This window comes from Achromobacter sp. HZ01, from assembly GCF_003267925.1.
In the GTDB taxonomy this organism is placed as follows: Bacteria; Pseudomonadota; Gammaproteobacteria; order Burkholderiales; family Burkholderiaceae_B; genus Achromobacter; species Achromobacter pulmonis_A.
This window is the reverse complement of sequence record NZ_LWKV01000002.1, coordinates 243,016-267,715: the sequence shown is the minus strand read 5'-3', so window position 1 is coordinate 267,715 and position 24,700 is coordinate 243,016. Positions and strand designations below refer to the sequence as shown.

The window sequence follows — 24,700 nt, the reverse complement described above, 5'->3', positions numbered from 1 at the left end:
CGGTCTCGGGTTCAGGCCGTGTGAGCGGCGGGCTGGGAGGATTCGATGCCGAAGTCCTGCGGGAAGTGGTTCAGCGCGGACAGCACGGGGTAGGGCGCCATGCCCCCCAGCGCGCACAGCGAACCGGCCAGCATCGTGTCGCAGAGGTCGCGCAGCAGGTGCACCTGCTGTTCGCGCCCGGGGCCGCCGGCGGCGATCCGGTCCAGGGTTTCGACGCCGCGCGTCGAACCGATGCGGCAGGGCGTGCACTTGCCGCAGGATTCGATGGCGCAGAACGCCATCGCATAGCGCGCCATGCGCGCCATGTCGACAGTGTCGTCGAAGGCCACCAGGCCGCCGTGGCCGATCATGGCCGAGATCTGCGCATAGGCCTCGTAGTCCAGCGGCACGTCCCATTGCGATTCCGGCAGGTAGGCGCCCAGCGGCCCGCCCACCTGCACCGCGCGCAGGGGGCGGCCCGAGGCGCTGCCGCCGCCGAAGCCGTACAGCAGGTCGCGCAGGGTCAGGCCGAAGGCCTTTTCCACCAGCCCGCCGTGCTTGAGATTGCCGGCCAGCTGGAACGGCAGCGTGCCGTGCGAGCGGCCCACGCCGTAGTCGCGGTAGTAGGCCGCGCCGCGCGCCAGGATGATGGGCACGGTGGCCAGCGAGATCACGTTGTTGATGACCGTGGGCCGGCCGAACAGGCCGGAGACGGCGGGCAGCGGCGGCTTGGCGCGCACCACGCCGCGCTTGCCTTCGATGCTTTCGAGCAGCGAGGTTTCCTCGCCGCAGATATAGGCGCCCGCGCCCACCCGGACCTCCATGTCGTAGCGGCGTCCGCTGCCGTGCACGTCCCCGCCCAGCCAGCCGGCTTCGCGGGCGCGTCCGATGGCGGCCTGCAGCGTGGCGATGGCCTGCGGATACTCCGAGCGCACATAGATGTAGCCCTGCGTGGCGCCCACCGCCAGGCCGGCGATGGTCATGCCTTCGATCAGCACGTAGGGGTCGCCTTCCATCAGCAGGCGGTCGGCGAAGGTGCCCGAATCGCCTTCGTCGGCGTTGCAGACGATGTATTTCTGGCCGGCCGGGGCCGCGGCCACGGTGCGCCACTTGATGCCGGTCGGGAACGCCGCGCCGCCGCGCCCGCGCAGTCCGGACTCCACCACTTCCTCGACGATCTGCGCCGGCGCCATGGCCAGCGCGCGCTGCAGGCCCTGCAGGCCGCCGTGCGCGGCATAGTCCTCGAGCGACAGCGGATCGGTCACGCCGACGCGGGCGAAGGTCAGGCGCTCCTGTTGCTTGAGATAGGGAATTTCCTCGGTCAGGCCCAGGCGCAGCGCGTGCGCGCCGCCGGCCAGCCAGCCGGCGTCGAACAGTCCGGCCACGTCCTCGGGCTGCACCGGGCCGTAGGCGATGCGGCCCTGCGGCGTGGCGATTTCGACCAGCGGCTCCAGCCACAGCATGCCGCGCGAACCGTTGCGTACGATCCGCACGTCCAGGCCGCGTTGCGCCGCGGCGCGTTCGATGTCCAGGGCCACGGCGTCGGCGTCCAGGGCCAGGGCCGCGGCGTCGCGCGGCACATAGATGACGATGGGGGCGTTCATGCGTCGGCCTCCCGCAGGCCGGCCAGCAGCCGGTCCAGCTTTTCGGGGGTGACGCGGGCCCGGGGCCGGCCGTCCAGCATGACCGCCGGCGACTGCGCGCACAGCCCCAGGCAGTACACCGGCTCCAGCGACACGGCGCCGTCGGCCGAGCGGGCGTGGAAATCGCAGCCCAGCGCGGCGCGCGCGTGTTCGGCCAGGCGTTCGCCGCCCATGGCCTGGCAGGCTTCGGCGCGGCAGACTTCCAGCCTGTGGCGCGCCGGCGGTTCGCTGCGGAAATGCGGATAGAAGGTGATGACGCCGTGGACCTCGGCGCGCGACAGGTTCAGGGCCTCGGCGATGGTCTGCACCGCCTCGGCCGGAATACAGCCCAGTTCGTGCTGCACCGCGTGCAGCACGGGCAGCAGCGGGCCGGGCTGGTCTTTCAGCCGGGCCAGTATGCGGGCGGTGGCCGCGATGGCCGGGGTGGGGGACGCCTGGGCCGCGTCCAGGGCCATCTGGCCGCCGCGGGCGCCGCCGCTGGACGCCAGATCGGATGTTGCCTCGCGCGCTTGCACGTCGGTCTCCTCCTGTATTGCTGTGGTGTGGGGGCCTGTTTTTGAGATTTATATGTTGTTAAAAGCATATAAAACGCCAGCCGCCCGCGTTATTTGTGTACTCTAGCTACCTAAACCTGGCTCATCAATAAGAAATAAATGACATATAAGTTTCGCATCGGCCTGCGCCCGCAATGGACGCTGGGCGGCGAGGACGGATCGGCGGCGGTGCCCCTGCAGGACATGCTGGCGCTGCTGGCGGCCATCGACGCCACGGGCAACATCGCCGGCGCCTGCCGCGCCTGCGGGCTGTCGTACCGGCATGCCTGGGGCGTGCTGCGGCGGTTCGAGGACATATTCGGGACCCAGCTGCTCATCACCGCCCGCCGCCAGGGCACGCAGCTGGCGCCGTTCGCGCAGCGCCTGCTGTGGGCCAACCGGCGCATCGAGGCGCGCCTCATGCCCACGCTGGAAAGCATGGCCTCGGAACTCCAGGAGGAACTGGAGCGCCTGCTGCCCGAGAGCGGGCCGCACCTGCGGCTGCATGCCAGCCACGGCTTCGCGGTCGAGTCGCTGATGCAGCACATGAGCGGGCGCAAGCCCGGCCTGGAGCTGCGCTACCGCACGGCGATCGAGGCGCTGGCCTCGCTGGAGCGCCACGAATGCGACCTGGCGGGTTTCCAGGTGCCGCAGGGCGAGTTCGAGGCGCCCATCATGGCGCGCTATGCGCAGTGGCTGCACGCCGACGACTGCCTGCTGATCCACCTGGCGGTGCGCAACGCCGGCCTGTTCGTCACGGCCGGCAACCCCAAGGGCATACGCGGCATGGCCGACCTGGCGCGTCCCGACGTGCGTTTCGTCAACCGCCAGATCGGCTCCAGCACCCGCCACCTGGTGGAGCTGATGCTGCAGCGCGCGGGGGTGACGACCGGCCAGGTGCAGGGCTATGACACCAACGAATTCACCCACATGGCCATCGCCGCGCACATCGCCAGCGGCATGGCCGATACCGGCATGGGGGTGGAGACCGCGGCCTGCCGCTTCGGCCTGGACTTCATTCCGCTGGTGCGCGAGCGCTATTTCTTCGCCATCCGCAAGTCGGCGCTGGAGACGGCGGCCATGCAAGGCCTGCTTTCCATCATGCGCAGCCCCGACTACATCGGCTATGTCGGCCAGCTGGCTGGTTATGACGCGCGCGACACGGGACGGCTGCAGACCCTGCAAGAAGCCTTTCCATCGGGGCCGGGCGCCGGGATATGATGCATCCATGAGCAAAGTGATACTCCTTGCCGATCATCGCAACGGCCGTCCGGCCGGCCTCGTCCCCGGAGAACTGCCGCCCGACGGCCAGCCCGCGCTCGACCGGCGCGCGCGGCCGCTGCGCGACCTGCGGATCTCGGTCACCGACCGCTGCAATTTCCGCTGTACCTACTGCATGCCGCGCGAGGTGTTCGACAGCAGCTATACCTTCATGCCGCATTCGGCGCTGCTGTCGTTCGAGGAAATCACGCGGCTGGCCGGCATCTTCACGCAGCTGGGCGTGGAAAAGATCCGCCTGACCGGCGGCGAGCCGCTGCTGCGCAAGCACCTGGAAAACCTGGTGGGGCTGCTGGCCGGGCTGCGCACGCCGCAAGGCCGTCCGCTGGACCTGACCCTCACCACCAACGGCAGCGTGCTGGCGCGCAAGGCCGCCGATCTCAAGCGCGCCGGGCTCACGCGGGTGACGGTCAGCCTGGACGCGCTGGACCCGGCCATGTTCCAGGACATGAGCGACAGCGGCTTCACGCCGGACGACGTGCTGCGCGGCATCGACGCCGCGGCGGCGGCCGGGCTGGCCCCGGTCAAGGTCAACATGGTGGTGCGGCGCGGCCTGAACGACGGCCAGATCCTGCCGATGGCCGAGCGCTTTCGCAACAGCGGCCACATCCTGCGCTTCATCGAATACATGGACGTGGGCAACACCAACGGCTGGAACCTGGCCGAAGTGGTGCCCAGCCGCGAAGTGCTGGACCGCATCGCCGCGGTCCACCCGATCGAGCCGATCAGCGACGGCGAGATGGGCCGCGTGGCCGAACGCTGGCGCTACCTGGACGGCGGCGGCGAAATCGGGGTTATCTCCAGCGTCACGCACGCCTTCTGCGGCGGCTGTACGCGCGCGCGCCTGTCGCCGGAAGGCAAGCTGTTCCTGTGCCTGTTCGCGCACGAAGGCTACGACCTGCGCGCGCCGCTGCGCGACGGCGCCAGCGACGAGGAGCTGGCGCGCATCCTGGCCGGCATCTGGGCCGGCCGCGCCGACAACTACTCGGAGCAGCGCGGCCGCAACATGGCGGACCCGTCGCGCAAGATCGAAATGAGCTATATCGGCGGCTGACGCCGCCGCCGCGCTACGCCAGCCAGTGGCGCAGGTCGTAATAGACCACCCGGTCGCGGTCGTGCACCGGCACGTCCGCGGGCAGCCGGGCCAGGCCGGTGGACCAGGGCATGGAGCTGATCACGCCCGAGCCCTGGTGGCGGTACGGGATCAGTTCGGCGCCGCCGTCCTCGGCCGGGCGGCGCTGCACCCGCAGGAATTCCTCGCGCGCGTCCTGGCGCGGCGCTTCGGTGCGCAGCGGCAGCCGGCTGACCGGCGGGAACAGGGTTTCGCGGCCCTGCATGCGGCGCACCAGCGGCGAGACCAGCATGGCGAACACCGCATACGACGACACCGGATTGCCGGGCAGGCTCACCACGGGCTTGCCGTCTATGGTGGCCAGCGCCACCGGCTTGCCCGGCTTCATGCGCACTTTCCACAGCGCCAGTTCGCCGCCCAGGGTGGCCAGGGCCAGCTTGACCAGGTCGCGCTCGCCCACCGACACGCCGCCCACCGTCAGCACCAGGTCGCAGTCGGCCAGCAGGGTCTTGAACGCCGCCAGCAGGTCCGCCTCGGTGTCGCGCGCATGCAGCACGTGCACCGGCTCGGCGCCCATGCCGCGCGCCAGCGCGGCCAGCATGGGACCGTTGGAGTTGTAGATCTGCTGCGCGGCGCGCGGCTGGCCGGGCTGGACGAGTTCGTCGCCGGTGGTCAGGATGCCGATGCGCAGGCGGTCGTAGACCCGCACGCGGGCCAGGCCCTGCGAGGCCATCAGCGCCACGTGCGCGGCTTCCAGCAGCGTGCCCGCGGGCAGCAGCGGCGCGCCGGCCAGGGTGTCCTCGCCGCGGCGGCGGATGTGTTCGCCCGGCGTGGGGCGGCGCGAGATCTGCACGCTGCCGTCGGCCTCGGCCGCGTCTTCCTGCATGACCACGCTGTCGGTGCCGGCCGGAATCAGGCTGCCGGTGAACAGGCGGATGGCGTGGCCGGGCTTGAGCGGTTCGGGCACGTCGCCGGCGTAGCAGCGCTGCTGGACCGGCAGGCGCGCCTCGGGCGTCCAGTCGGCCTCGCGCAAGGCGTAGCCGTCCATGGCACTGTTGTCGGCCGGCGGAATGTCCACGGTGGCGTCCAGCGCCACGGCCAGCACGCGGCCGGCGGCCTCGGCCAGGTCGACTTCGCTGCTGCGCTGCAGCGGCTGCGCGGCGTGGGCCAGCAGGGTCTGGGCTTGATCGAAATCGAGCATGGGTCAGTCTTCTTCTTCGCGTTTCTTGAATTGCGTGGCGAAATTGCAGGGCCGGTGGCGGCTGTCGAGCTGCTCGCGCAGGATGTGCTCCCAGGCGGTTTCGCAGGCGTTGTTCGAGCCGGGCAGGCAGAAGATCAGGGTCTGGTTGGCGAGGCCGGCGAAGGCGCCGGACTGGACCGCCGAGCTGCCGATCTGGCCGTGCGAGAGCTGGCGGAACAGTTCGCCGAAGCCGGGCACCTCGCGGTCCAGCAGCGGCTGCACCGCCGCCTGGGTCTGGTCGCGCGGGGCGAAGCCGGTGCCGCCGCTGGTGATGATGACCTGCACTTCCGGATCGGCGATCCATTCGCTCAGGATGCGGCGGATCTGGTAGCGGTCGTGCCTGACGATGTCGCGTCGCACACATTGATGGCCCTCGCGGGCCAGGCTCTGCGCCAGCAGGTTGCCGGAGGTGTCGTCGCCGGCGCTGCGGGTATCGCTGACCGTGAGCACGGCGCAGGCCAGCGAAACAGGGCGTTCTTCGTTCATGGATGCTCCTTCGTGGCGGGGCTTTCTTCATCCCAGGACTGCGTGCGGTCCTGGTCGGATTGTCGTTGTTCCACCCAGAAGCTGTCGCCGCCCGCGAGGGTCTCGCGCTTCCAGAAAGGCGCGCGGGTCTTGAGCGCGTCGATGATGTATTCGCAGCCCCGGAAGGCGTCGCCGCGGTGGGCGCTGGCGGCCGCCACGAAGACGATCTGCGCGTTGCGCGCGAGCGCGCCCACGCGGTGCACGATCACCGTGCCGGCGAGGTTCCAGCGCGCGCGGGCGGTGGCGGCGATCTCTTCGAGCTCGCGCTCGCACATGCCGGGGTAGTGTTCGAGAAAGAGCGTGTCGGTGGGCGTGTCGGGCGCGTAGTCGCGCACGTAGCCCACGAAAGTGACGATGCCGCCCACGCCCGGCCCGGCGCTTGCGCGCAGGGCGGCCGTAAGCGCGGCGCCGTCGAAGTCGGCTTCCTGGACGCTGATCATGGCGTTCAACCTCCGGTCACGGGTTCGAATACGGCGACCTCGTCGCCCGCGCGTATGACCGCCGTGGGCTTGGAGTGGGTCTGGTTGATGGCCAGCTTCAGGCGCGCGGCCGGCGCCAGCTGGGGATAGCGTTCGCCCAGCGCGGCGAGCAGCTGCGCGCCGGTGGATTCGCCCTCCAGGGGCCAGGCTTCGGCGCGCTTGCCGACCAGTTCGGCCACGCGCGCGAAGTACAGAAGATTAATCGTTGCGCCACTCACCGCTTTTTCCTCCCGCCTTGTACTTGAGGCGAACTTGTTCGATCACGATGCCCTTGTCGGCAGCCTTGCACATATCGTAGATGGTCAGCGCGGCCACGCTGCAGGCCGTCATGGCCTCCATTTCGACGCCGGTCTTGTAGCTGGTGCGGCAGGTGGCCAGGATGTCGATGCGGTGCGCCGAGTCGTCCAGCGCGAACTCCACGCCGACGAAGGACAGCGGCAGGCTGTGGCACAGCGGGATCAGCTCGGCGCAGCGCTTGGCGGCCAGGATGGCGGCCACGCGCGCGGTGTTGAGCACCTCGCCTTTGCCCTGGCCCGGCTGGGTCAGCAGGCCGTAGGCCACGGCGTTCATGCGCACGGAGGCGGCGGCGACGGCCACGCGCTCGGTGTCCGTCTTTGCGATGACGTCGACCATGCGGACCTGGCCGGCTTCGTCCAGGTGGCTCAAGGTTGGGGTGGACGTGGACATGGGTATCGGAAGCGAGAATTGTTAATGATTGAAAAGGGCGGCCCCGGCGGGCCGGACAAGGCCGCTGTTGCGCCTATGATAGACGAGCGGTGAAGGGGGCGCGATAATCGCGCCTGTAGTCATTAGAAGGACGGAATCGCACGGCCTTCAATTCGTATCAGGAGACGCGCAATGCCCTTGCGGATGCCAAAACTTCGGTTGTCAGGCCGGGTCGGCAAAATTCTTCTAGGCATTGCGGCATTCATACTCATCCTCTTCGGCGTCGCCGCCTGGCAAGTTCCCAAGGTCCTGGCCGACGTGCTCACGCAGGACGTCTCCAAGATGATCGGCCGCGATGTCTCCGTCGGCAAGATCAGCTTCAATCCCTTCACGCTGACCGTTCGCGCGCGCGACCTGGCCGTGGCCCAGCCCGGCTCGCAGACGCCGCTGCTCACGCTGGCCGAACTCGACGCCAGCGCGGCCTGGACCTCGCTGTTCTGGTTCGCGCCCGTGGTCGATCGCCTGACGCTGCGCGAGCCTAACATCGCCATCGTGCGCGAGGACGTCACGCGCTTCAATTTCTCTGATATTCAGCAACGCGTGGCCGAAATGGCGGCCGCCCAGCCCGAAGCGCCGCCCGAGCCCGACGCCGGGCTGCCCCGTTTCTCGCTGAACAACATGGTCATCGAGAACGGCTCCATCACGCTGGACGACAAGGTCACCGGCCGCAAGCAGGTGGTCGACGAACTGGGCGTGGGCGTGCCTTTCATCTCCACCTTCGGCTACGCCACCGACATCGACGTGCAGCCGCGCCTGCACCTGCGCATCAACGGCAGCCCCTTCGACCTGACCGGCGTGGCGCGGCCCTTCGACGTGGTGCCCTCGTCCACGCTGCGCGTGGCGTTCGACGGCCTGCAGCTGGAGAAGTGGGCCGACGTCTGGCCCATGCCGCTGCCGTTCAAGCTGGAAAGCGCGCTGCTCGATTCCAATCTGCAGGTCGTGTTCGAGCAACCCAAGGACGCGCCGCCCAAGATCCGCGTCATGGGCGACCTGGGGCTGCGCCGGCTGGACCTGCGCGACACCGCCGGCCAGGGCCTGGCGGCCTGGAGCGCGCTGACGGTCAGCCGCCTCGAACTCGAGCCCATCGAACGCCGCGTCTACGTGGGCGAGGTGGGCCTGTGGGCGCCGCAGATCCACGTGCGGCGCCAGGCCAATGCGCAGCTGAACTGGCTGGACGTGGTGGCCAAACTCAAGCAGCTCGGCGGCGTCGAGCCCACCGCCACGCCGGTGGCCGACAAGCTGCGCAAGGCCAGCGGCCTGAAGCCGGCCGAGCATCCGGCAGCGCCCGCCGCGGCAGCCGTTGCGGCGCCGGCGGCCACGCCCGCCGATGCCGGCGCGGCGGCGCCGCCCGCCGCCCCCGCCGCCCCCGCCGCCCCCGCCGCCCCCGCCGCCCCCGCCGCCCCCGCCGCGCCGCCCGAACCCGCGGACTGGAAAGTCAATCTGGACGCCTTCAACCTGCACGAGGGCGAGCTGTACGTCAACGACGCGGTCAGCAAGCTGGACTACGTCATGACCGGCCTGGCCGCCACCGTCGAAGGCGTGGCGCTGCCGCAGGTCGAGGGCGAGCCCATCAACCTGTGGCTGACCATGGACAACAGCACCGACGGCGGCTGGCTGCGCGCCAAGGGGCCGCTGGTCATCAAGCCGCTGTCGCTGGAGCTGGGCGTGCGGCTGGGCAACGTCGCGCTGGCGCCGCTGGCGCCGGCCGTGCGCAACGCCGCGCCGATCGCGCTGCTCGACGGCCGGCTGGCCGCGGCCGCGCAGGTGCACGTGCGCGAGCAAAACGGCGCGGTCGATGCGTCGGCGACCGGCGTGCAGGCCGACCTGACCGGCTTCAAGGCGCGCGACGAATCGCTCAAGCCGGCGCTGGACCTGGCGCTGCAGAGCCTGCGTGTCACCGCCGACCGCCTGGCCATGGGACCGGGCCAGAGCAATTTCACGCTGGCCGCGGCCGGCATCCAGGGCAACGGCAAGCTGGACCTGAAGGGCGTCTTCACGCCGCAGCCGCTGACGGTGAAGACCGCGGTGGACCTGTCGGGCCTGAACGTCGCCACCTTCGCGCCGTACGCGGCCTCCAGCCTGAACGCCACGGTGCGCGCCATCACGCTGGGCGCCAAGGGCAATGCGGAGTTCGCCGCCGCGGCCGGCAACGCGCCCATGAAGGCCGGCTGGAAGGGCGGGGTGGAAATCACCGACGTGGACCTGCAGGACCGCGTCAACAACGACGACTTCCTGAACTGGAAGCGGCTGGGTTTCTCGGGCATGGACATCTCGGTGGCGGGCGACAAGATCGGCGCCAGGCTGGGCGACATCGCGCTGGAGGATTTCTACGGCCGGGTGCTGCTCAATGCGCAGGGACGGCTGAACGTCATGGACCTGGTGGCCGCGCCCGGCCAGGCCGGCGGCTCGATCACCCAGGACACGCAGACGCCGGGCCGCAACAAGGCCCCGCCGGCGGCGGCGCCGGCCAAGGGCGGCGCCAGCGCCATGCCCGACATCGCGGTCAACAGCGTCACGCTGAACCGCGGCCGCATGACCTTCACCGACCGCTTCGTCAAGCCCAACTACGTGGCCGAGCTGTCCAGCATCGAAGGCTCGATCACGGCGGTGTCCTCCACCAATCCGCAGCCCGCCAAGGTCAAGGTCACCGGCCGCGTCTACACCACGGCGCCGCTGTCGATCAGCGGCATCGTGCAGCCCTTCGCCAAGTACCTGACGCTGGACCTCAAGGCGACGGCCAAGGGCGTGGACCTGCCGCGCTTCAACACCTATTCGGCCAAGTACGTGGGCTACCCGATCAAGCGCGGCAAGCTCTCGGTCGACCTGGAATACAAGATCAAGGACCGCGCGCTGCAGGCCACCAACCACGTCATCCTCAACCAGCTGACCTTCGGCGACAAGACCAACAGCCCCGACGCCACCAAGCTGCCGGTGCTGCTGGCGGTGGCGCTGCTGAAGGACGCGCGCGGCAATATCGACATCAACCTGCCGGTGTCCGGCTCGCTGGACGATCCGCAGTTCTCGGTGGGCGGCATCGTGGTGCGCGTGCTGATGAACCTGGTGGTCAAGGCCGTGACCTCGCCCTTCAGCCTGCTGGCCTCGGCCTTCGGCGGCGGCGAGGAGCTGTCCTACGTGGAGTTCGCGCCCGGCAGCGCGGCGCTGACCGAGGACAGCGTGCAGCGCATCGACACGCTGACCAAGGCGCTGGCCGACCGTCCCGCGCTGAAGATGGACATCAGCGGCCGCGCCGATCCCAAGACCGACATGGAAGGCCTGCGCCAGGCCTGGGTCGACGGCCAGATCCGCGCCGCCAAGGCCGCCGACACGGCCCCGCGCGGCAAGAAGCCGAACCCGGCCGGCGTGCAGGTGTCGGCCGCCGAGCGCGCCAAGTACCTGGAAGAGGTCTACGACGACACGGACATCGAGGACAAGCCGCGTAATTTCATCGGCATCGCCAAGTCGGTGCCGGCCGAACAGATGGAAGCAATGCTGCGCAAGGCGGCGCCGGTGGGCGAAGAGCAGTTGCGCCAGCTGGCCGACGCGCGCGCGCAGGCAGTCTACGAGAAGTTGCAAGCCCAGGAAGGACTCGCGGATCGGGTGTTCATCGTTGCGCCGCAACTGGACGCCGACGGCATCAAGGACGAGGGCCTGCCCTCGCGCGTGGACTTCTCTCTGAAGTGAACCCGGCTGGCCGCGAGGGGCGCGCCTGCGCCCCGGGCCGGCCTTTGCCAGGAGATGCTCGATGAAAGACCAGGACGCGCAGTTCGACAGCCTGCTTCCGCCCCTGCGGCTGGACCGGCGGGGATTCATCGCCACGTCGGTGGCGGCGGGATTCTCGCTTGCGGCCGGGCAGGCCGTGGCCCAGACCGCGATTTCCACCGACGCCTCCGGCCTGACCGCCGGCAGGATCGACGTCCCGGTGAAGGACGGCCGCATGCCGGCCTACCGCGCGGCGCCGCAGGGCAAGAAAAACCTGCCCACGCTGCTGGTGGTGTCGGAGATTTTCGGCGTGCACGAGTACATACAGGACGTCTGCCGCCGGCTGGCCCACCAGGGCTACCTGGCCGTCGCGCCGGAATTGTTCGCGCGCCAGGGCGACCCGTCCAAGTACACCGACATTCCGAAGCTGCAGGCCGAAGTGATCAGCAAGGTGCCGGACGCCCAGGCCCAGGCCGACCTGGATGCCGCGGCCGCCTGGGCCGCCGCCAACGGCGGCGACCCGGACCGCCTAGGCATACTGGGGTTCTGCTGGGGCGGACGCCAGGTCTGGCTCTACGCCGCCCACAACCCCAGGCTGAAGGCCGGCGCCGCGTGGTACGGCCAGCTTGGCGGCGAACCCAGCGAGCTCAAGCCCCGCTCGGTGCTGAGCCTGGTCAAGGACCTGAAGGCGCCGGTGCTGGGCGCCTACGGCGGCAAGGACGCCGGCATCCCGCAGACCGACGTGGACCGCATGCGGCTGGCCCTGGCCGAAGGCCCCGCGCCGGCCAAGGCCTCGCGCATCGACGTCTACCCCGACGCGCCGCACGCCTTCCACGCGGATTACCGCCCGTCCTACCGCAAGGCCGAAGCCGAACAGGCCTGGACCCGCATGCTGGACTGGTTCAAGCAGAAGGGGCTGTAGGATGGGTGCAGCGCGAGACGCTCCAGACAAGAACACGGGCGCCAAGCGCGCGTAACCCATCAGGCGGCGCAAGCCGCCGGGTTTCGTCGCATGCTGTTGTTGGCCTCTTGCCAAGAAAACCGGCGGCTTGCGCCGCCTGATGGGTTACGCGCGCTGGATACTTGAGTGCTTGCTTAAGAATTCTCGCGCTGCACCCATCCTACGCCCCGCTCAATCCCGCAACAACTCCACCCCTTCCACCGCCACCAGGGTCGAGCCATACCGGTCCAGCGCCCGCTCCGGCTCGACCCCGATGCGGCCCAGCGCGCCACGCCATCGCGCCGCGTTCGCGGCCAGGACATCGCGCCCCGGCAGCGGCCCGCGCGCCGCCACGATCACCCGGTTCGATTCGCGCAGGTTGAAGAAGGTCCCGAACACGGCCGCGTACGTGGCCGATTCCCGTTCGTACAGCCGGCTGTTGGTGAAGGTGTTGGCGACCACGATGCCGTCGTCCGTCAGGATCGCCTTGACGTGCTCCAGGAATTCCACCGTCATCAGGTGTTCGGGGATGTAGTCGACGTCGAAGGCGTCCAGCATCACCATGTCGTACCGCCGGTTCTCGCGATGCGCGCGTTCGATGTAGGCGCGGCCGTCCTCGATGTGCAGGCGCTGGCGCGGACCTTCGCGGTAGCCGAAATAGGCGGCGGCGACCTTGCCGACCGCGGGGTCGATTTCCACGGTGTCGATGACCGCCTCGGGCAGCAGCCTGGCCAGGGCGTTCTGCAAGGACGCGCCGCCCAGACCGACGATCAGTATGCTGGCCGGCGCCGGCTTGGCGTACAGCGCGCTCATCATCATGCGGGTGTAGGAGAACACCAGCTTTTCGGGGTCGGCCAGGTCCATGCAGGTCTGGCGGCCGAAGTCCACCATGGTGTTGAAGTTCATGCAGCGCTCGCCGTTTTCCTCGAACACCAGGACCGCGCCGAAGCGCGAGCGTTCGCTGTGCAGCAGTTCGGCGCCGGCCTGCACGCCGGAATGGAAGAGGGCGGCAAGGCCCAGGAACGAGGCGCAGAGCAGGCGGAGCATAAGAGGTGCCATCGATGGGGATGGCACATCATATCGCCCGCCTACTTGGCGTCTTCTCCCGGCAGGCCGTCGTTGACCTCGGCCAGGGCGTTCTTCATGTCCTCGTAGCTCATGACGCGTTCGTTCTGGAAGCCGCCCAGCACGCCGCGGCAGCCGTCGACGCCGGAACGCTTCATGTCGTCCATCATGGTCTTGCCCTGGGCCTGCCCCTTCTGAAATTCGGCGTCGTACGCGGCCGCCGAAAAGCCGTATTCCTGGGCGTACTGGAGCAGGTTCTTGCGGGAGTTGGACTGGTGCTGGGCCAGGTCGGGCTCGGAGGCGCCGCAGGCGCGGGCCGCGCCGTTGGAGGCGCCGGCGGCCATGACGAAGGAGTCGTACTGGATCTGTTCGCTGGCGTCGGGGGCCGCCCAGGCGGGGGCGGTCCATAGGGGAGCGGCTGCGCCCAGCGCCCAGGCCAGGCGGGTCAGGATCTTGCGCATCGGTGAATCTCCGCGGGCGTGGGTGTCTGTCACACGAAAATATCCCGCACATTATGACAATCAGCCGTTTCGAGGCCATGTAGGGGCGGTATAGAGTCGTATCAGACTGTGCATCTTCTTTTCCCCGGCCGGGCTTTGCAGCGCCCGGGCCGCGCAAGAACTATGATGGAGCCTGCGGGGCGATTCCGCCCCCGAAGCCGTATCCCTTTACCCCTGGAGATTCCCCATGACGATCAAAGTCGGCGACCGCGTGCCCGACGGCACCCTGACCGAATTCATCGAGACCGAAACCGCCGGCTGCTCGCTGGGCCCCAACGCGTTCCAGGTCGCCGATCTGGTCCGCGGCAAGACCATCGCGCTGTTCGCCGTGCCGGGCGCGTTCACGCCCACCTGCTCGGCCAAGCACCTGCCCGGCTACGTGGAGCAGGCCGACGCGCTCAAGGCCAAGGGCGTCGATGAAATCTGGTGCGTGGCGGTCAACGACGCCTTCGTCATGGGCGCCTGGGGCCGCGAGCAGAAAACCGACGGCAAGGTCCGCATGCTGGCCGACGGCTCGGCGCTGTGGACCCAGGCCCTGGGCCTGGAGCTGGACCTGGTCCAGCGCGGCATGGGCGTGCGCTCGCAGCGCTACTCGGCGCTGATCGTCGACGGCGTGGTCAAGCAGCTGAACGTCGAGGCGCCCGGCAAGTTCGAAGTCAGCGACGCCGCCACCATGCTGTCGCAGGTCTGACCCCCCAGCCGTTTCCGTTTTACCGCTCGACGCCGCGGGCCGCCTTTGCGGCCCGCGGCGCTACCGACAGCAGCGGTCGCCGACGCCATGCTCGCCACCCTTTCCTCATTCTCGTCGCTGTATTTCGCGACCTTGCTGATGCTGATCGGCACAGGTCTGTTCAACACCTACATGGGCCTTCGGCTGACCGCGCAATCGGTCAGCGAGGTATGGATCGGCGCCCTGATCGCCGGCTACTACCTGGGCCTGGTGTGCGGGGCGCGCCTGGGCCACCGCCTCATCATCCGCGTCGGCCACATCCGGGCCTTCGTCGCCTGCGCCGCCATCGCCACCAGCATGATCCTGGCCCAGACGCTGGTCGAATCCATGCCGCTGTGGCTGGTGTTCCGCGTCATCTCGGGCATCGTCATGGTGACCGAATTCATGGTCATCGAGAGCTGGCTCAACGAGCAGACCGAAAACCACCAGCGCGGCCGCGTGTTCTCCGTCTACATGGTGGTGTCCGGCCTGGGCACGGTGCTGGGCCAGCTGGCCCTGACCGCCTACGCCACGCTGGACCTGCGCCCGCTGACCCTGGTGGCGATGTGCCTGGTGCTGTGCCTGGTGCCCATCGCCGTCACGGCCCGCTCCCACCCGCCCACGCCGCTGCCCGCGCCGCTGGACATCCGTTTCTTCATGCAGCGCGTGCCGCTGTCGATGACGGTGCTGTTCGTGGCGGGCAACCTGTCCGGAGCCTTCTACGGCCTGGCGGCGGTCTACGCCGCCAAGCACGGGCTGTCCACCTCGCAGGCGGCCATCTTCGTGGCCGCCGCCGTGACCGCCGGCCTGCTGTCCCAATGGCCCATGGGCTGGCTGTCCGACCGCATCAACCGCGCCGGCATGATCCGTTTCAACGCCTTGCTGCTGGTGCTGCTGCCCATTGTCATGTGGGGCTGGATCGCGCTGCCGTACTGGGCGCTGGTCGCCATGTCCTGCATCTTCGGCGTGCTGCAGTTCACGCTGTACCCGCTGGGCGCGGCCTTCGCCAACGACCACGTCGAGTCCGAACGCCGGGTCAGCCTGTCGGCCGTGCTGCTCATGACCTACGGGGTGGGGGCCTGTGTCGGCCCCATGATCGCCGGCGTGATGATGTCGATGGCCGGCCCCAGCATGTACTACGTGTTCATATCGGCCTGCGCCGTGATCCTGGTCTGGCAGGTGCGTCCCACGCGCGTCACCGGCGCGCACCAGGTGGAAGAGGCGCCCACGCACTTCGTGCCCATGCCCGACACGCTGCAGAGCTCGCCGGCGGCGGCGGTGCTGGACCCGCGCGTCGATCCCGAGAACGACATCGCCATGGAGATGGTGCAGCCCGATCCGTCGGCGGCCGTTCCGCCCGCGGAACCGGCTGCGGCGGATGCCGCCGAAGCCGCGCCGGACGAAACGGCCGAGCCCGGCGACGAGCGCGAGATCCGCACCGGCACCTGAATCCTGCCCAGGGTCACCAGGGCGCCATCAGCACGATGGCGGCCAGGGCCAGGGCGATGCCCAGCAGGTTCAGGCGCGACAGCGGCTCGCGAAACGCCAGCGCGCCGACCAGCGTGCCCAGCGTGACGACCCCCATGTTCATCGACGCGAACACCAGCGCGGGGTGCTCGGGCAGCGCCTGGTGCGCGCGGATATAGGTCAGGATGTTGCCGAAGTTCGCCAGCCCCAGCGCCACGCCGGCGGCCAGGTGGCGGGCCTCCCAGCGCGTCCGCCGCAGCAGATGGAAGGCCAGCATCAGCAGGCCGGCGATGACGAAGGCCAGCAGCAGGCCGCCCGCGAACGCGGTGCCGGCGCGCGCCATCTGCTTGAACAGAATGTCGATGACGCCATAGCCCAGCCATACCGCCAGCGGCCACAGCCAGGTCGCGCGGCCGCCGCCGGGGCCGTCCTCGGCCGCGGGCGGGGCGCGGCGCAGCAGGCAGTACAGCGCGCCGGCGGCCAGCAGCGTCGCGCCCAGCTTGCGGGCGCTGGGCGGTTCGCCGAACAGCAGGAAAGCGGCCAGCAACGGAATGAACAGCGACAGCCGCTGCGCGGCGTCGCTGCGCACGATGCCGGCATGGCGCACCGCCTGCGCCATGGCCAGGAACACGCTGGGCAGGAGCACGCCCAGCGCGGCCAGCACCAGCCACGGCGTGCGCGGAGCCAGCAGCCCGGCGGCGTCCGGGCGCAGCACGGCCCAGCAGAGCAGGGCGGCGACCAGGTAATTCATGGCGATGGCCTGGCCCACGTCGATCCGCCAGCGCCGGGCCAGCTTGAGCAGCACGGCCACCGTCACGCTGCATGCGACGCTGGCCAGCAGGTACAGCAGGCCGGGCGTCAGCGGCACGCCGAGGGCTCCCCGCCGTGGCCGGCCGCGTCCACGCGCATGCCCAGGCGCGCCAGCAGGCGCTGGTCGGCTTCCATCTGCGGGTTGGCGGTGGTCAGCAGCGCGTCGCCGTAGAACATGGAATTGGCCCCGGCCATGAAGCACAGCGCCTGCAGCGCGTCGTCCATGGTCTCGCGCCCGGCCGACAGGCGCACCGCGGCGCGCGGCATGGCGATGCGCGCCACCGCGATGGTGCGCACGAACTCGAACGGGTCCAGCGCGTCCACGCCGGCCAGCGGCGTGCCTTCCACCTGGACCAGGTTGTTGATGGGCACGGATTCGGGGTAGGGGTCCATGCTGGCCAGCTGGGCGATCAGGCCGGCGCGCTCGCGCCGCGATTCGCCCAGGCCGACGATGCCGCCGCAGCACACGCTGATGCCGGCCTCGCGCACCCGCTCCAGCGTGTCCAGGCGGTCCTGGTAGGTGCGGGTGGAGATGATCTTGCCGTAGAACTCCGGCGAGGTGTCCAGGTTGTGGTTGTAGTAGTCCAGGCCGGCCTCTTTGAGCTGTTCGGCCTGGCCCTCGCGCAGCATGCCCAGCGTGACACAGGTCTCCAGGCCCAGCGCCTTGACCGCGCTGACCATCTCGGCCACCGCGTCCAGGTGGTGCGGCTTGGGGCTGCGCCAGGCCGCGCCCATGCAGAAGCGCTGCGCGCCGCCGGCCTGGGCCTGGCGCGCAGCGGCCACCACGTCGGCCAGCGGCATCAGCTTGTCGGCGTCCAGGCCGGTGTCGTAGTGCGCCGACTGCGGGCAGTAGGCGCAATCCTCGGGGCACCCGCCGGTCTTGATCGACAGCAGGCTGGAGAGCTGGATGACGTTGGGGTCGAAATGGGCGCGGTGCGTCTGCTGGGCGCGGAACACCAGGTCCATGAATGGCAGCTCATAGAGCGCCAGGATGTCGGCGGCGCTCCAGGCGGCGGGGGCGGCGGGCCGGGCGGGAGTCGGGACGGGAATGTAGGCGGTCTGCATGAACGGGCTCCTGTCGGTCTGGCGGAATCGAGCCGCTTGCTGGGCAAGGGCAGGTCCGGCGGATCGTAAGAAGCCGCGCAGGGTTTGCGCAATCGGCCTGGTATGGAAGAAATTAGCTGCTGATTGATGTATTTTTGGCGGAAATTAGCGGATTTTGGCTTGCCGCTTCCGTTAACTCGGCCGCATCTTCGGCGACGCGCCCGGGCCGATTATTTTGCATCTAATTGTAAATAACCCGGACCTCATTCCGGGCGCCGCCTGTCGGCCTTGCGGGCCGATTCATGCCCGGTGATGCCGCGGTCGCGCGCCCAGACGATGGCGGCGCTGCGGCGGTGCACGCCGATCTTGCTGTAGATGGTGGCCACGTGGTTGCGCACCGTGTTGCGCGACAGCTTCAGGGTCTTGGCGATGCCGTCGTCGTCATGGCCCTGGCACATCAGCCCCAGCACCTCGCGCTCGCGCGAGGTCAGCTGCGCCAGTTCGGCGACGTCGCGCGTGGCGGGAGCGGGTTGGCGCAGCTGCGCCAGTTTCTCGATGATGCCGCGGCTGAACCAGGAGGTGTCCTGCATGACGGCCTCGATGGCGGTCAGCAGTTCGGTCTCGGAGCGCTTGCGCTCGGTGATGTCGTGCATCACCACCAGCAGGCGCCGCTGGCCGCCGATCATGACGGGCTCGGCCGAGACCAGGCAGTCCAGCTGCCCGCCGTCATGCGTGAGCAGCGCGGCCTCGCGGTTGCGCAGGCTTTCGCCGCCGCGCAGGCTGGCGGCCAGGCCGTCGTAGGACTGCAGGCCCAGCTCGGTCAGCGCCTGGCCGACGCTTTTTTCCGCGGGCACCCCGGTGGCCGCCACGCAGGCGTCGTTGACGTCCAGCACGCTCAGGTCGTCGGCCTCGCACAGCGCCATGGGCACGGGCGCCAGGCGGAAGGCCTTGGAGAAGCGCTCCTCGCTTTCGCGCAGGGCCAGTTCGGTGCGCTTGCGGGCCTCCAGGTCGATGAAGGTGAACAGCATGCAGGGCTCGCCGTTCATGTCGATGGGCTGGCCGGCCACGATCACGAACTTCTCGCCGCCGTCGGCCAGTTTGACCACGCCTTCGCGCTGGGGGATGGTCCGGCCCTCGTCGAGCCGGGCGACCGCGGCTTCCTTGTCCTCGCCGCCGTCCAGCACGTCGAGCTCATAGGTGGACTTGCCCAGCACGGTATCGCGCGTATGGCCGGTCATTTCCAGAAAGCCCTGGTTGACCTTCACGTAGCGCAGATCGGCCAGCCGGCAGATCAGGGCGGGAGCGGGATTGGCGTTGAAGGTGCGCTCGAAGCGCTCCTCGGCGTTGATCTGTTCGGTCTGGTCGTGCAGGATCAGCACGCGAAAGCCCGCGCCGTCGCCGTTTTCCAGGTTCAGGCCGCGCGCGCACACGTTGCGCAGGAATTCCTCGTCGTCCTTGCGCCGCAGGTCCAGCATCAGCTCTTCGAACGCCTGGCCGGCGGCCAGGCGGTCCAGCGGATACTGGCGGGCAGGCAGGCGGTGATGGTTGCGGTACGTGAGGGTGTAGCGCTTGCGGTAGCCGGCGGGCGTCTCGCCCAGCTCTTCGAGCTTTCCGGCGCCGTGCAGGGCCAGGGCGCTGTCATTGGCCCAGGCGATGGCGCCATTGGATTCCAGCAGAATGATGCCTTCGTTCAGGCCGGCGATGATGTCCTGCAGATGCTGTCGGTGCGCATGGGGCGCGGCGGCTTTCGCGGTCACGTAGTCCTCTTCATTTCGCAGGGCACGAACGTAAAGGATGACGGCGCGGCCCGCTGCTGTCCAGATGGCGAAACGGACGAGTCTGCGCGTACCGGGCGCAGACCCGGCAGGCTTTTCGGATAGGCCCGTGCGGCGCGGTCCCGAATCTAATATACTCAAAAAATATTAACGATCCGTGCAGCGAGCTTGCCGGCCGGCGCGGCGCGGCCGCGGCTGTTGCAGGGATTCTGGTCATCATCGCCATGAAACAAGCCCCGCCCGTCGTCAAAACCCGCGCGACCGAAGCCGCCTACGATGCGATCGAACAGATGATCGCGACGCTCAAGCTCGAACCCAACCAGCCCATCGTCGAAAGCGACCTGATCCAGATGACCGGCCTGGGCCGCACGCCCATCCGCGAGGCGCTGATGCGCCTGGTGGCCAGCGGCCTGATCGAGCAGCAGCCGCGCCGCGGCCTGCGCGTGAGCGAAATCCGCATCGCCGAGCACCTGATCCTGATCGAAACGCGCCGCGTGCTGGAACGGCTGATCGCCATGTCCTCGGCGCGCCGCGCCACGCCGGAGCAGCGCGCCAAGCTGCTGCAGCATGCGCATGACATGGTCGACGCCGCCAGCCGCGGCGACCTGGCCGGCTACATGCACGCCGACCAGGCCCTGGACCGGGTCAATCACGAAGCCAGCCGCAACCCCTACGCGGTGCAGGCCATCATTCCCATGATCATCCAGTGCCGGCGGTTCTGGTACGCCTTCCAGCACGAAGGCGACCTGGAGCGCGGCGCCCAATGCCACCTGATGGAGGCCGAGGGCATCTACGCCAACGACCCCGAGCGCGCCATGGCCGGGGCCGACGCGCTGATGAGCTACCTGATGGAATTCACCCACACGGTGATCGAAGGGTGAGGAAGCCGGGCGGCCATCGGGGCCGCCCGGCGCCGCTCAGTTGACGTACCAGATGGTCTTGACCTGCTGGTACTGGTCCAGCGCTTCCAGGCCGTTGTCGCGGCCGCCGAAGCCGGACTGCTTGTAGCCGCCGAAGGGCGTGGTGATGTCGCCTTCGGAGAAGCCGTTGATGGACACCGTGCCGGCCTGGATGGCCCGCGCCACGCGTTGCGCGCGGCGCACGTCGCGGGTGTAGAGCGAGGCCGCCAGGCCGTAGTGGCTGTCGTTGGCCAGCTCGATGGCCTCGGCCTCGGTCTCGAAGGTCGTGACGGCCAGGATGGGGCCGAACACCTCTTCCTGGAACAGCCGCGAGTCCGCCGCCACGGCGTCGAACACCGTCGGCTCGATGTACCAGCCGCTGCCCAGTTCCGCGTGGATGCGCCCGCCGTGCGCCAGGCGCGCGCCCTGCGCCGCGGCGCCTTCGAGGAAACCGCGCACCTTGTCGAAATGCGCGCGCTCGATCATGGGGCCGATCTTGACCTCGGGATCGGTGGGCAGGCCCACCTTCCATTCCGACAGGCGCTGGCGCAGCCGTTCGAGCAGGGCGTCCTTGATGCCGGCCTGGACGATCAGGCGCGAGCCGCAGCTGCAGTTCTCGCCCATGTTCCAGAAGGCGGCCGCCAGCACGTGGTCGGCCAGGCCGTCCAGGTCGGCGTCCTCGAAAATCACCTGCGGGCTTTTGCCGCCGCACTCCAGCACGATTTCCTTCAGGTTGCTCTCGGCCGAGTACTTGAGGAAGTAGCGCCCCACCTCCGTGGAGCCCGTGAACGAGACCACGTCCACGTCCATGTGGCGGCCGAGCGCCTGGCCCACCTCTTCGCCCAGGCCGGTGACCAGGATCAGCGCGCCGGCCGGAATGCCGGCCTGGTGGGCCAGCTGGGTCATGCGGTAGGCGCTCAGCGAAGTCAGCTCGGCCGGCTTGACGATCACCGAGTTGCCGGCGGCCAGCGCCGGCGCCACTTTCCAGGCGTACATCTGCGCCGGGAAGTTCCACGGCAGCACCGCGCCCACCACGCCGATGGGTTCTTTCACGATCAGGCCCAGCGCCTCGGAGCCGGTCGGCGAGATGCGGCCGTAGCACTTGTCCACGGCTTCGGCGTACCAGCGGAACGTGTCCAGCGTGGCCGGCAGGTCGGTGTTCAGGCATTCGGTGATGGGCTTGCCGGCGTCGATGCAGTCCAGCGCCGCCAGCTCTTCGGCGTGCTCGGTCAGCAGGTCGGCCCAGGCCAGCATGACGCGCTTGCGCTCGGCCGGCGCCAGGCCGGACCATTCGCCGGACTTGAAGCTGGCGCGCGCGGCGCGCACGGCCAGGTCCACGTCGGCCGCGGTTCCGGCCTCGATCGCGCCGATCACGCTGTTGTCGATGGGCGTGGTGTTCTCCAGGCGGGCGCCGGGGGCGGCGTGGCCGGGAATCAGGTGGCCCGCCCAAAGCTGGCCGGCGCGGGCCTGCTCGAATATCCGCTCTTTGGTTTGAGGCATGGCTCGCTCCTTATCCCTGGTAGGCGTCGAGCATCGCGATGAACGCGCGCTCGTCCTCGGCCGACAGCGGCGCCAGCGGCAGGCGCACCGTGCCGGCGTCCACGCCGTGGCGACGGCAGCCGAGCTTGGCCTTCTGGTTGTAGTCGCCCGATTCCATGGCCTGGATCACGGGGTACATGCCGCTCATCAGGCGGCGCACTTCGTCCCAGCGCTGTTCGCCGGCGGCCTTGACCATGGCGGCCTGCTCGGCCGGGAACACGTTGGCGCCGCCGCTGATCCAGCTGCGCACGCCCCAGAACAGGAAGTCGGCGGCCATGTCGTCGGACCCGCTGACGATCTGGAAGTCCGGGATGCGGGCCTGGATCAGGGCCAGCGCGCGGTTGAAGTTGCCGCTGCTTTCCTTGATGCCGACGATGTTGGGGATGCGGGCCAGCTCGGTGATGGTTTCGACCGCGATCTGCACGCCGATGCGCGCCGGGAAGTCGTACAGGATGATGGGCAGCGGCGTGGCGGCGGCCACCGTGCGGAAGTGCTCCAGGATGCCGGCCTGTTCCGGCAGGCTGTACGGCGGCGCGGTCAGCATCAGGCCCTGGTAGCCCAGTTCCTGCGCCTGCCGGGCGTTGCGAATGGCCTGCGGCGTGGACAGCGCGTTGATGCCGGCGATGAGGGTGATGCGCCCGCGCGCGGCCTCGGCGACGGTGCGCAGCACCAGCTCGCGCTCGGCGTCTTCCAGCGCGTAGAACTCGCCGGTCGTGCCGCAGGCCACGATGCCGGCCACGCCCGCTTCCACGAAGCGATCCACCAGCTGCCGCAGGGCGTCGGCGTTGACGCCGCCGTCCGCGCCGAACGGCGTCACGATGGGTACCAGGACTCCTTCGATATTCATAACTCTTCCTAATGCAAAAAAGGACCCGTATTAGCGGGAGAAAGCCGGGCCGCGCGGGCCCGTCAGCCAGATGGTTCAGAACCCCACGATGCGCTGCGGCAGCCAGGTCGCCAGGACCGGGAACAGCGCCACCAGGGCCAGCGTCACGAACTGCACCAGGATGAAGGGGATCACCCCCCGGCATACCTGGCCGTACTTCATGTCGGGCGGGGCGATCGACAGCAGGTAGAAGATCGACGAGGCCATGGGCGGCGTCAGGTAGCTGGTCTGGATCACGATGATCACCAGCGTGCCGAACCAGATCGGGTCCACGCCCGCGGCCGTCAGCACCGGCAGGAACAGCGGCACGCAGATCAGCACGTTGGCGGTCCAGTCCAGCACGAAGCCCAGCAGGAAAACGATGACCAGGAACAGCACCAGCGTGCCGTTCACGCCCAGGCCCAGGTCCGCGGTCAGGCCCTGGATCAGGCGCGAGCCGCCGTTGGCCGCGAAGATGCCGGTGAACATGATGCCGCCGGCCACGATCAGCAGGATCATGGCCGAGATCCGCACCGTGATCGCCAGCGACTCGCGCAGCATCGGGATGCTGAACTGGCCGTAGCAGATGCACAGGACCAGGGCGCCGATCGCGCCGACGGCGGCGGCCTCGGTCGGCGAGGCGATGCCGGCCATCAGCGAGCCCAGCACCGCGAAGATCAGCAGCATCGTGGGCACCAGCCCGCTCAGCGTGATGCGCAGCTTGTCGGCCAGCGGCAGGCGCATGTCCTCGGCGTCGGCGGGCGGGCCTTTCTTCGGATTGAGCACGCACACGCCGATGATGTACAGGATGAACAGGCCCACCATGATGAGGCCGGGAAACAGCATGGCCGCGAACAGTTCGCCCACCGAGATCTGGGCCAGCGAGGCGTACACCACGGCCACCACCGAGGGCGGAATCATGGTGCCCAGCGAGCCGCCGGCGCAGATCGTGCCGGCGATCAGCGAGTTGTCATAGCGAAAGCGCTGCATCGCCGGAATCGCCATCAGGCCCACCATGACCTCGACCGCGCCGACCACGCCGGCCGCGGCCGCGAAGGTCGCGCCCATGGCGATGGTGGCCACGGCCAGGCCGCCGGGCAGGCGTCCCAGCCACAGCTGCATGGTGCGGAACAGGCGCGCGGCGATCCCCGAGCGTTCCAGGATCGCGCCCATCAGCACGAACATCGGAATCGCCGACAGGACGTAGTTGGTGGCGGCGGAATACAGCCCGCCGTAGAGCTGGTTGAAAACGTTTCCGCCAAAGGCGAACCAGCCGCCGACGATGGCGGGAATGATCAGCGCGAGGGAAACCGGGATGCCCAGGAAAATCAGCAGGAACATCCCGGGGAACATCAGGGCGGCGACAGTCGGATTCATCAATGTTCCTTCGTGGCCGATGCGCGCTGGCCCGCGAAGGCGCGCAGTCCTTCGGCCGCGAGTTGCAGGGTCATCGCGATCAGGCCGATCGCGATCAGCAGATAGAAAGGCCACATCAACGGCGCCCAGGGGCTGACCGTCTCGACCTCCTGGCGCACCCAGGCGCGCCAGGAGTGCGACAGCGCGATCCAGGACAGCACGCCGAAAAACGGCGCCAGGATCAGCAGGTAGGCGACGCCCTGGACCGCGTCGTTGACGCGCGCCGGCAGGCGGTTGCGCAGCACGTCGATGCGGATGTGGCCGTCTTCGCGCAGCACATAGGCCATGCCCAGCAGGAACACCGCGCCGTTGCTCATGTAAGCGATGTCGAACGCCCACGCGGTGGGCGCGTCGAACACGTAGCGCGCGAAGACTTCGTAAACCATCGCCAGGGTCAGCACCGCCGCCGCCAGGCTGGCCAGCAGGGACGCGAACCGGGATACGCCATTGGCGAACCGGGCCAGGACATCGAGCATGATCGCCTTCCTCGCCGTGCG

The 24,700-nt window shown here is 69.2% G+C and carries 23 protein-coding genes; 7 read left to right on the top strand and 16 right to left on the bottom strand.

The annotated features are described in order from the left end of the window. Positions 1 to 11: 11 nt before the first annotated feature. Together A6B37_RS10340 and A6B37_RS10335 are read right to left on the bottom strand one after the other, a co-directional pair. Positions 12 to 1,583 carry an NADH-quinone oxidoreductase subunit NuoF gene (locus A6B37_RS10340; RefSeq protein WP_111825687.1) on the bottom strand — a complete coding sequence of 524 codons (1,572 nt, stop codon included), beginning with the start codon at positions 1,581 to 1,583 and terminating at the stop codon, positions 12 to 14. Continuing rightward, a complete protein-coding gene (locus A6B37_RS10335) occupies positions 1,580 to 2,137 on the bottom strand; it encodes a formate dehydrogenase subunit gamma (RefSeq protein WP_102773737.1) in 558 nt (185 codons plus the stop codon). Before A6B37_RS10335 ends, A6B37_RS10340 begins: the two co-directional genes overlap by 4 nt. Before the next feature lie 138 nt (positions 2,138 to 2,275). Here A6B37_RS10335 and A6B37_RS10330 point away from each other — a divergent pair, with 138 nt between their 5' ends. Next, positions 2,276 to 3,376 carry a substrate-binding domain-containing protein gene (locus A6B37_RS10330; RefSeq protein ID WP_111825686.1) on the top strand — a complete coding sequence of 367 codons (1,101 nt, stop codon included), beginning with the start codon at positions 2,276 to 2,278 and terminating at the stop codon, positions 3,374 to 3,376. A 7-nt stretch (positions 3,377 to 3,383) separates the two neighbouring features. Then, positions 3,384 to 4,487, top strand: a complete 1,104-nt coding sequence (gene moaA / locus A6B37_RS10325) for a GTP 3',8-cyclase MoaA (protein ID WP_111825685.1) — start codon at positions 3,384 to 3,386, stop codon at positions 4,485 to 4,487. Between the two features lie 13 nt (positions 4,488 to 4,500). Here moaA and glp read toward each other — a convergent pair whose 3' ends face one another. Genes glp through moaC form a run of 5 tightly spaced genes read right to left on the bottom strand, consistent with a single transcriptional unit; the run spans position 4,501 to position 7,436 of the window. Next, on the bottom strand, positions 4,501 to 5,706 hold the full coding sequence (gene glp / locus A6B37_RS10320) for a gephyrin-like molybdotransferase Glp (RefSeq protein WP_111825684.1): 1,206 nt from the start codon (positions 5,704 to 5,706) through the stop codon (positions 4,501 to 4,503). A 3-nt stretch (positions 5,707 to 5,709) separates the two neighbouring features. Beyond that, complete coding sequence (moaB, locus tag A6B37_RS10315) at positions 5,710 to 6,231, bottom strand: molybdenum cofactor biosynthesis protein B (protein WP_102773733.1); 522 nt, start codon at positions 6,229 to 6,231, stop codon at positions 5,710 to 5,712. Next, entirely contained in the window at positions 6,228 to 6,710 is a 483-nt protein-coding gene (locus tag A6B37_RS10310) for a molybdenum cofactor biosynthesis protein MoaE (RefSeq protein WP_168202168.1), read from the bottom strand. Before A6B37_RS10310 ends, moaB begins: the two co-directional genes overlap by 4 nt. Positions 6,711 to 6,715: 5 nt before the next feature. After that, positions 6,716 to 6,967, bottom strand: a complete 252-nt coding sequence (locus A6B37_RS10305; protein WP_102773731.1) for a MoaD/ThiS family protein — start codon at positions 6,965 to 6,967, stop codon at positions 6,716 to 6,718. Next, positions 6,948 to 7,436 carry a cyclic pyranopterin monophosphate synthase MoaC gene (gene moaC, locus A6B37_RS10300; protein WP_102773730.1) on the bottom strand — a complete coding sequence of 163 codons (489 nt, stop codon included), beginning with the start codon at positions 7,434 to 7,436 and terminating at the stop codon, positions 6,948 to 6,950. The genes A6B37_RS10305 and moaC overlap by 20 nt, the downstream gene beginning before the upstream one ends. A 171-nt stretch (positions 7,437 to 7,607) precedes the next feature. Between moaC and A6B37_RS10295 the strand changes: the two genes are divergently transcribed. Together A6B37_RS10295 and A6B37_RS10290 are read left to right on the top strand one after the other, a co-directional pair. Beyond that, entirely contained in the window at positions 7,608 to 11,156 is a 3,549-nt protein-coding gene (locus A6B37_RS10295; protein WP_111825683.1) for a DUF748 domain-containing protein, read from the top strand. 61 nt (positions 11,157 to 11,217) lie between these two features. Further along, positions 11,218 to 12,096, top strand: coding sequence for a dienelactone hydrolase family protein (locus tag A6B37_RS10290; RefSeq protein WP_111825682.1), 879 nt, complete (start codon positions 11,218 to 11,220; stop codon positions 12,094 to 12,096). 210 nt (positions 12,097 to 12,306) lie between these two features. Here A6B37_RS10290 and A6B37_RS10285 read toward each other — a convergent pair whose 3' ends face one another. Both A6B37_RS10285 and A6B37_RS10280 read right to left on the bottom strand, forming a co-directional pair. Beyond that, the gene (locus A6B37_RS10285) at positions 12,307 to 13,161 is read right to left on the bottom strand and encodes a fused MFS/spermidine synthase (protein ID WP_246842442.1); all 855 of its coding nucleotides are present in this window, start codon (positions 13,159 to 13,161) and stop codon (positions 12,307 to 12,309) included. A 41-nt stretch (positions 13,162 to 13,202) separates the two neighbouring features. Continuing rightward, positions 13,203 to 13,640, bottom strand: coding sequence for a hypothetical protein (locus A6B37_RS10280; RefSeq protein WP_111825680.1), 438 nt, complete (start codon positions 13,638 to 13,640; stop codon positions 13,203 to 13,205). Between the two features lie 226 nt (positions 13,641 to 13,866). Here A6B37_RS10280 and A6B37_RS10275 point away from each other — a divergent pair, with 226 nt between their 5' ends. Next, entirely contained in the window at positions 13,867 to 14,370 is a 504-nt protein-coding gene (locus A6B37_RS10275) for a peroxiredoxin (RefSeq protein ID WP_102773725.1), read from the top strand. A gap of 87 nt (positions 14,371 to 14,457) precedes the next feature. Then, positions 14,458 to 15,837 (top strand): MFS transporter, encoded by a 1,380-nt coding sequence (locus A6B37_RS10270; RefSeq protein WP_111825679.1) that lies wholly within the window; start codon positions 14,458 to 14,460, stop codon positions 15,835 to 15,837. Positions 15,838 to 15,850: 13 nt separating this feature from the next. Here the strand turns inward: A6B37_RS10270 and A6B37_RS10265 are convergent, their stop codons facing one another. The 3 genes from A6B37_RS10265 to A6B37_RS10255 form a co-directional block, all read right to left on the bottom strand. Continuing rightward, complete coding sequence (locus A6B37_RS10265; protein WP_102774146.1) at positions 15,851 to 16,717, bottom strand: EamA family transporter; 867 nt, start codon at positions 16,715 to 16,717, stop codon at positions 15,851 to 15,853. Further along, positions 16,714 to 17,730 carry a biotin synthase BioB gene (bioB, locus tag A6B37_RS10260; protein ID WP_102773723.1) on the bottom strand — a complete coding sequence of 339 codons (1,017 nt, stop codon included), beginning with the start codon at positions 17,728 to 17,730 and terminating at the stop codon, positions 16,714 to 16,716. Before bioB ends, A6B37_RS10265 begins: the two co-directional genes overlap by 4 nt. A 242-nt stretch (positions 17,731 to 17,972) precedes the next feature. Continuing rightward, entirely contained in the window at positions 17,973 to 19,466 is a 1,494-nt protein-coding gene (locus A6B37_RS10255) for a helix-turn-helix transcriptional regulator (RefSeq protein ID WP_111825678.1), read from the bottom strand. 242 nt (positions 19,467 to 19,708) lie between these two features. Here A6B37_RS10255 and A6B37_RS10250 point away from each other — a divergent pair, with 242 nt between their 5' ends. Continuing rightward, the gene (locus tag A6B37_RS10250; RefSeq protein ID WP_102773721.1) at positions 19,709 to 20,365 is read left to right on the top strand and encodes a GntR family transcriptional regulator; all 657 of its coding nucleotides are present in this window, start codon (positions 19,709 to 19,711) and stop codon (positions 20,363 to 20,365) included. Between the two features lie 36 nt (positions 20,366 to 20,401). Here A6B37_RS10250 and A6B37_RS10245 read toward each other — a convergent pair whose 3' ends face one another. The 4 genes from A6B37_RS10245 to A6B37_RS10230 all read right to left on the bottom strand — a co-directional run bounded on the left by A6B37_RS10245 (position 20,402) and on the right by A6B37_RS10230 (position 24,679). Then, positions 20,402 to 21,883 carry an aldehyde dehydrogenase gene (locus tag A6B37_RS10245; protein ID WP_111825677.1) on the bottom strand — a complete coding sequence of 494 codons (1,482 nt, stop codon included), beginning with the start codon at positions 21,881 to 21,883 and terminating at the stop codon, positions 20,402 to 20,404. A gap of 10 nt (positions 21,884 to 21,893) precedes the next feature. Continuing rightward, on the bottom strand, positions 21,894 to 22,769 hold the full coding sequence (dapA, locus tag A6B37_RS10240; protein WP_111825676.1) for a 4-hydroxy-tetrahydrodipicolinate synthase: 876 nt from the start codon (positions 22,767 to 22,769) through the stop codon (positions 21,894 to 21,896). 75 nt (positions 22,770 to 22,844) lie between these two features. Next, a complete protein-coding gene (locus tag A6B37_RS10235) occupies positions 22,845 to 24,164 on the bottom strand; it encodes a TRAP transporter large permease subunit (protein WP_111825675.1) in 1,320 nt (439 codons plus the stop codon). Continuing rightward, positions 24,164 to 24,679: a TRAP transporter small permease gene (locus tag A6B37_RS10230; RefSeq protein WP_102773717.1), complete on the bottom strand. Its 516-nt coding sequence runs from the start codon at positions 24,677 to 24,679 to the stop codon at positions 24,164 to 24,166. The genes A6B37_RS10235 and A6B37_RS10230 overlap by 1 nt, the downstream gene beginning before the upstream one ends. Positions 24,680 to 24,700: the final 21 nt, after the last annotated feature.

Coding starts and splice junctions, on each gene's coding strand:
- A6B37_RS10340 (WP_111825687.1), bottom strand. CDS start 1,583: ATGAACGCCCCCATCGTCATCTATGTGCCGCGCGACGCCGCGGCCCTG.
- A6B37_RS10330 (WP_111825686.1), top strand. CDS start 2,276: ATGACATATAAGTTTCGCATCGGCCTGCGCCCGCAATGGACGCTGGGC.
- moaA (WP_111825685.1), top strand. CDS start 3,384: ATGAGCAAAGTGATACTCCTTGCCGATCATCGCAACGGCCGTCCGGCC.
- glp (WP_111825684.1), bottom strand. CDS start 5,706: ATGCTCGATTTCGATCAAGCCCAGACCCTGCTGGCCCACGCCGCGCAG.
- moaB (WP_102773733.1), bottom strand. CDS start 6,231: ATGAACGAAGAACGCCCTGTTTCGCTGGCCTGCGCCGTGCTCACGGTC.
- A6B37_RS10310 (WP_168202168.1), bottom strand. CDS start 6,710: ATGATCAGCGTCCAGGAAGCCGACTTCGACGGCGCCGCGCTTACGGCC.
- moaC (WP_102773730.1), bottom strand. CDS start 7,436: ATGTCCACGTCCACCCCAACCTTGAGCCACCTGGACGAAGCCGGCCAG.
- A6B37_RS10295 (WP_111825683.1), top strand. CDS start 7,608: ATGCCCTTGCGGATGCCAAAACTTCGGTTGTCAGGCCGGGTCGGCAAA.
- A6B37_RS10290 (WP_111825682.1), top strand. CDS start 11,218: ATGAAAGACCAGGACGCGCAGTTCGACAGCCTGCTTCCGCCCCTGCGG.
- A6B37_RS10285 (WP_246842442.1), bottom strand. CDS start 13,161: ATGCTCCGCCTGCTCTGCGCCTCGTTCCTGGGCCTTGCCGCCCTCTTC.
- A6B37_RS10280 (WP_111825680.1), bottom strand. CDS start 13,640: ATGCGCAAGATCCTGACCCGCCTGGCCTGGGCGCTGGGCGCAGCCGCT.
- A6B37_RS10275 (WP_102773725.1), top strand. CDS start 13,867: ATGACGATCAAAGTCGGCGACCGCGTGCCCGACGGCACCCTGACCGAA.
- A6B37_RS10270 (WP_111825679.1), top strand. CDS start 14,458: ATGCTCGCCACCCTTTCCTCATTCTCGTCGCTGTATTTCGCGACCTTG.
- bioB (WP_102773723.1), bottom strand. CDS start 17,730: ATGCAGACCGCCTACATTCCCGTCCCGACTCCCGCCCGGCCCGCCGCC.
- A6B37_RS10250 (WP_102773721.1), top strand. CDS start 19,709: ATGAAACAAGCCCCGCCCGTCGTCAAAACCCGCGCGACCGAAGCCGCC.
- A6B37_RS10245 (WP_111825677.1), bottom strand. CDS start 21,883: ATGCCTCAAACCAAAGAGCGGATATTCGAGCAGGCCCGCGCCGGCCAG.
- dapA (WP_111825676.1), bottom strand. CDS start 22,769: ATGAATATCGAAGGAGTCCTGGTACCCATCGTGACGCCGTTCGGCGCG.
- A6B37_RS10235 (WP_111825675.1), bottom strand. CDS start 24,164: ATGAATCCGACTGTCGCCGCCCTGATGTTCCCCGGGATGTTCCTGCTG.
- A6B37_RS10230 (WP_102773717.1), bottom strand. CDS start 24,679: ATGCTCGATGTCCTGGCCCGGTTCGCCAATGGCGTATCCCGGTTCGCG.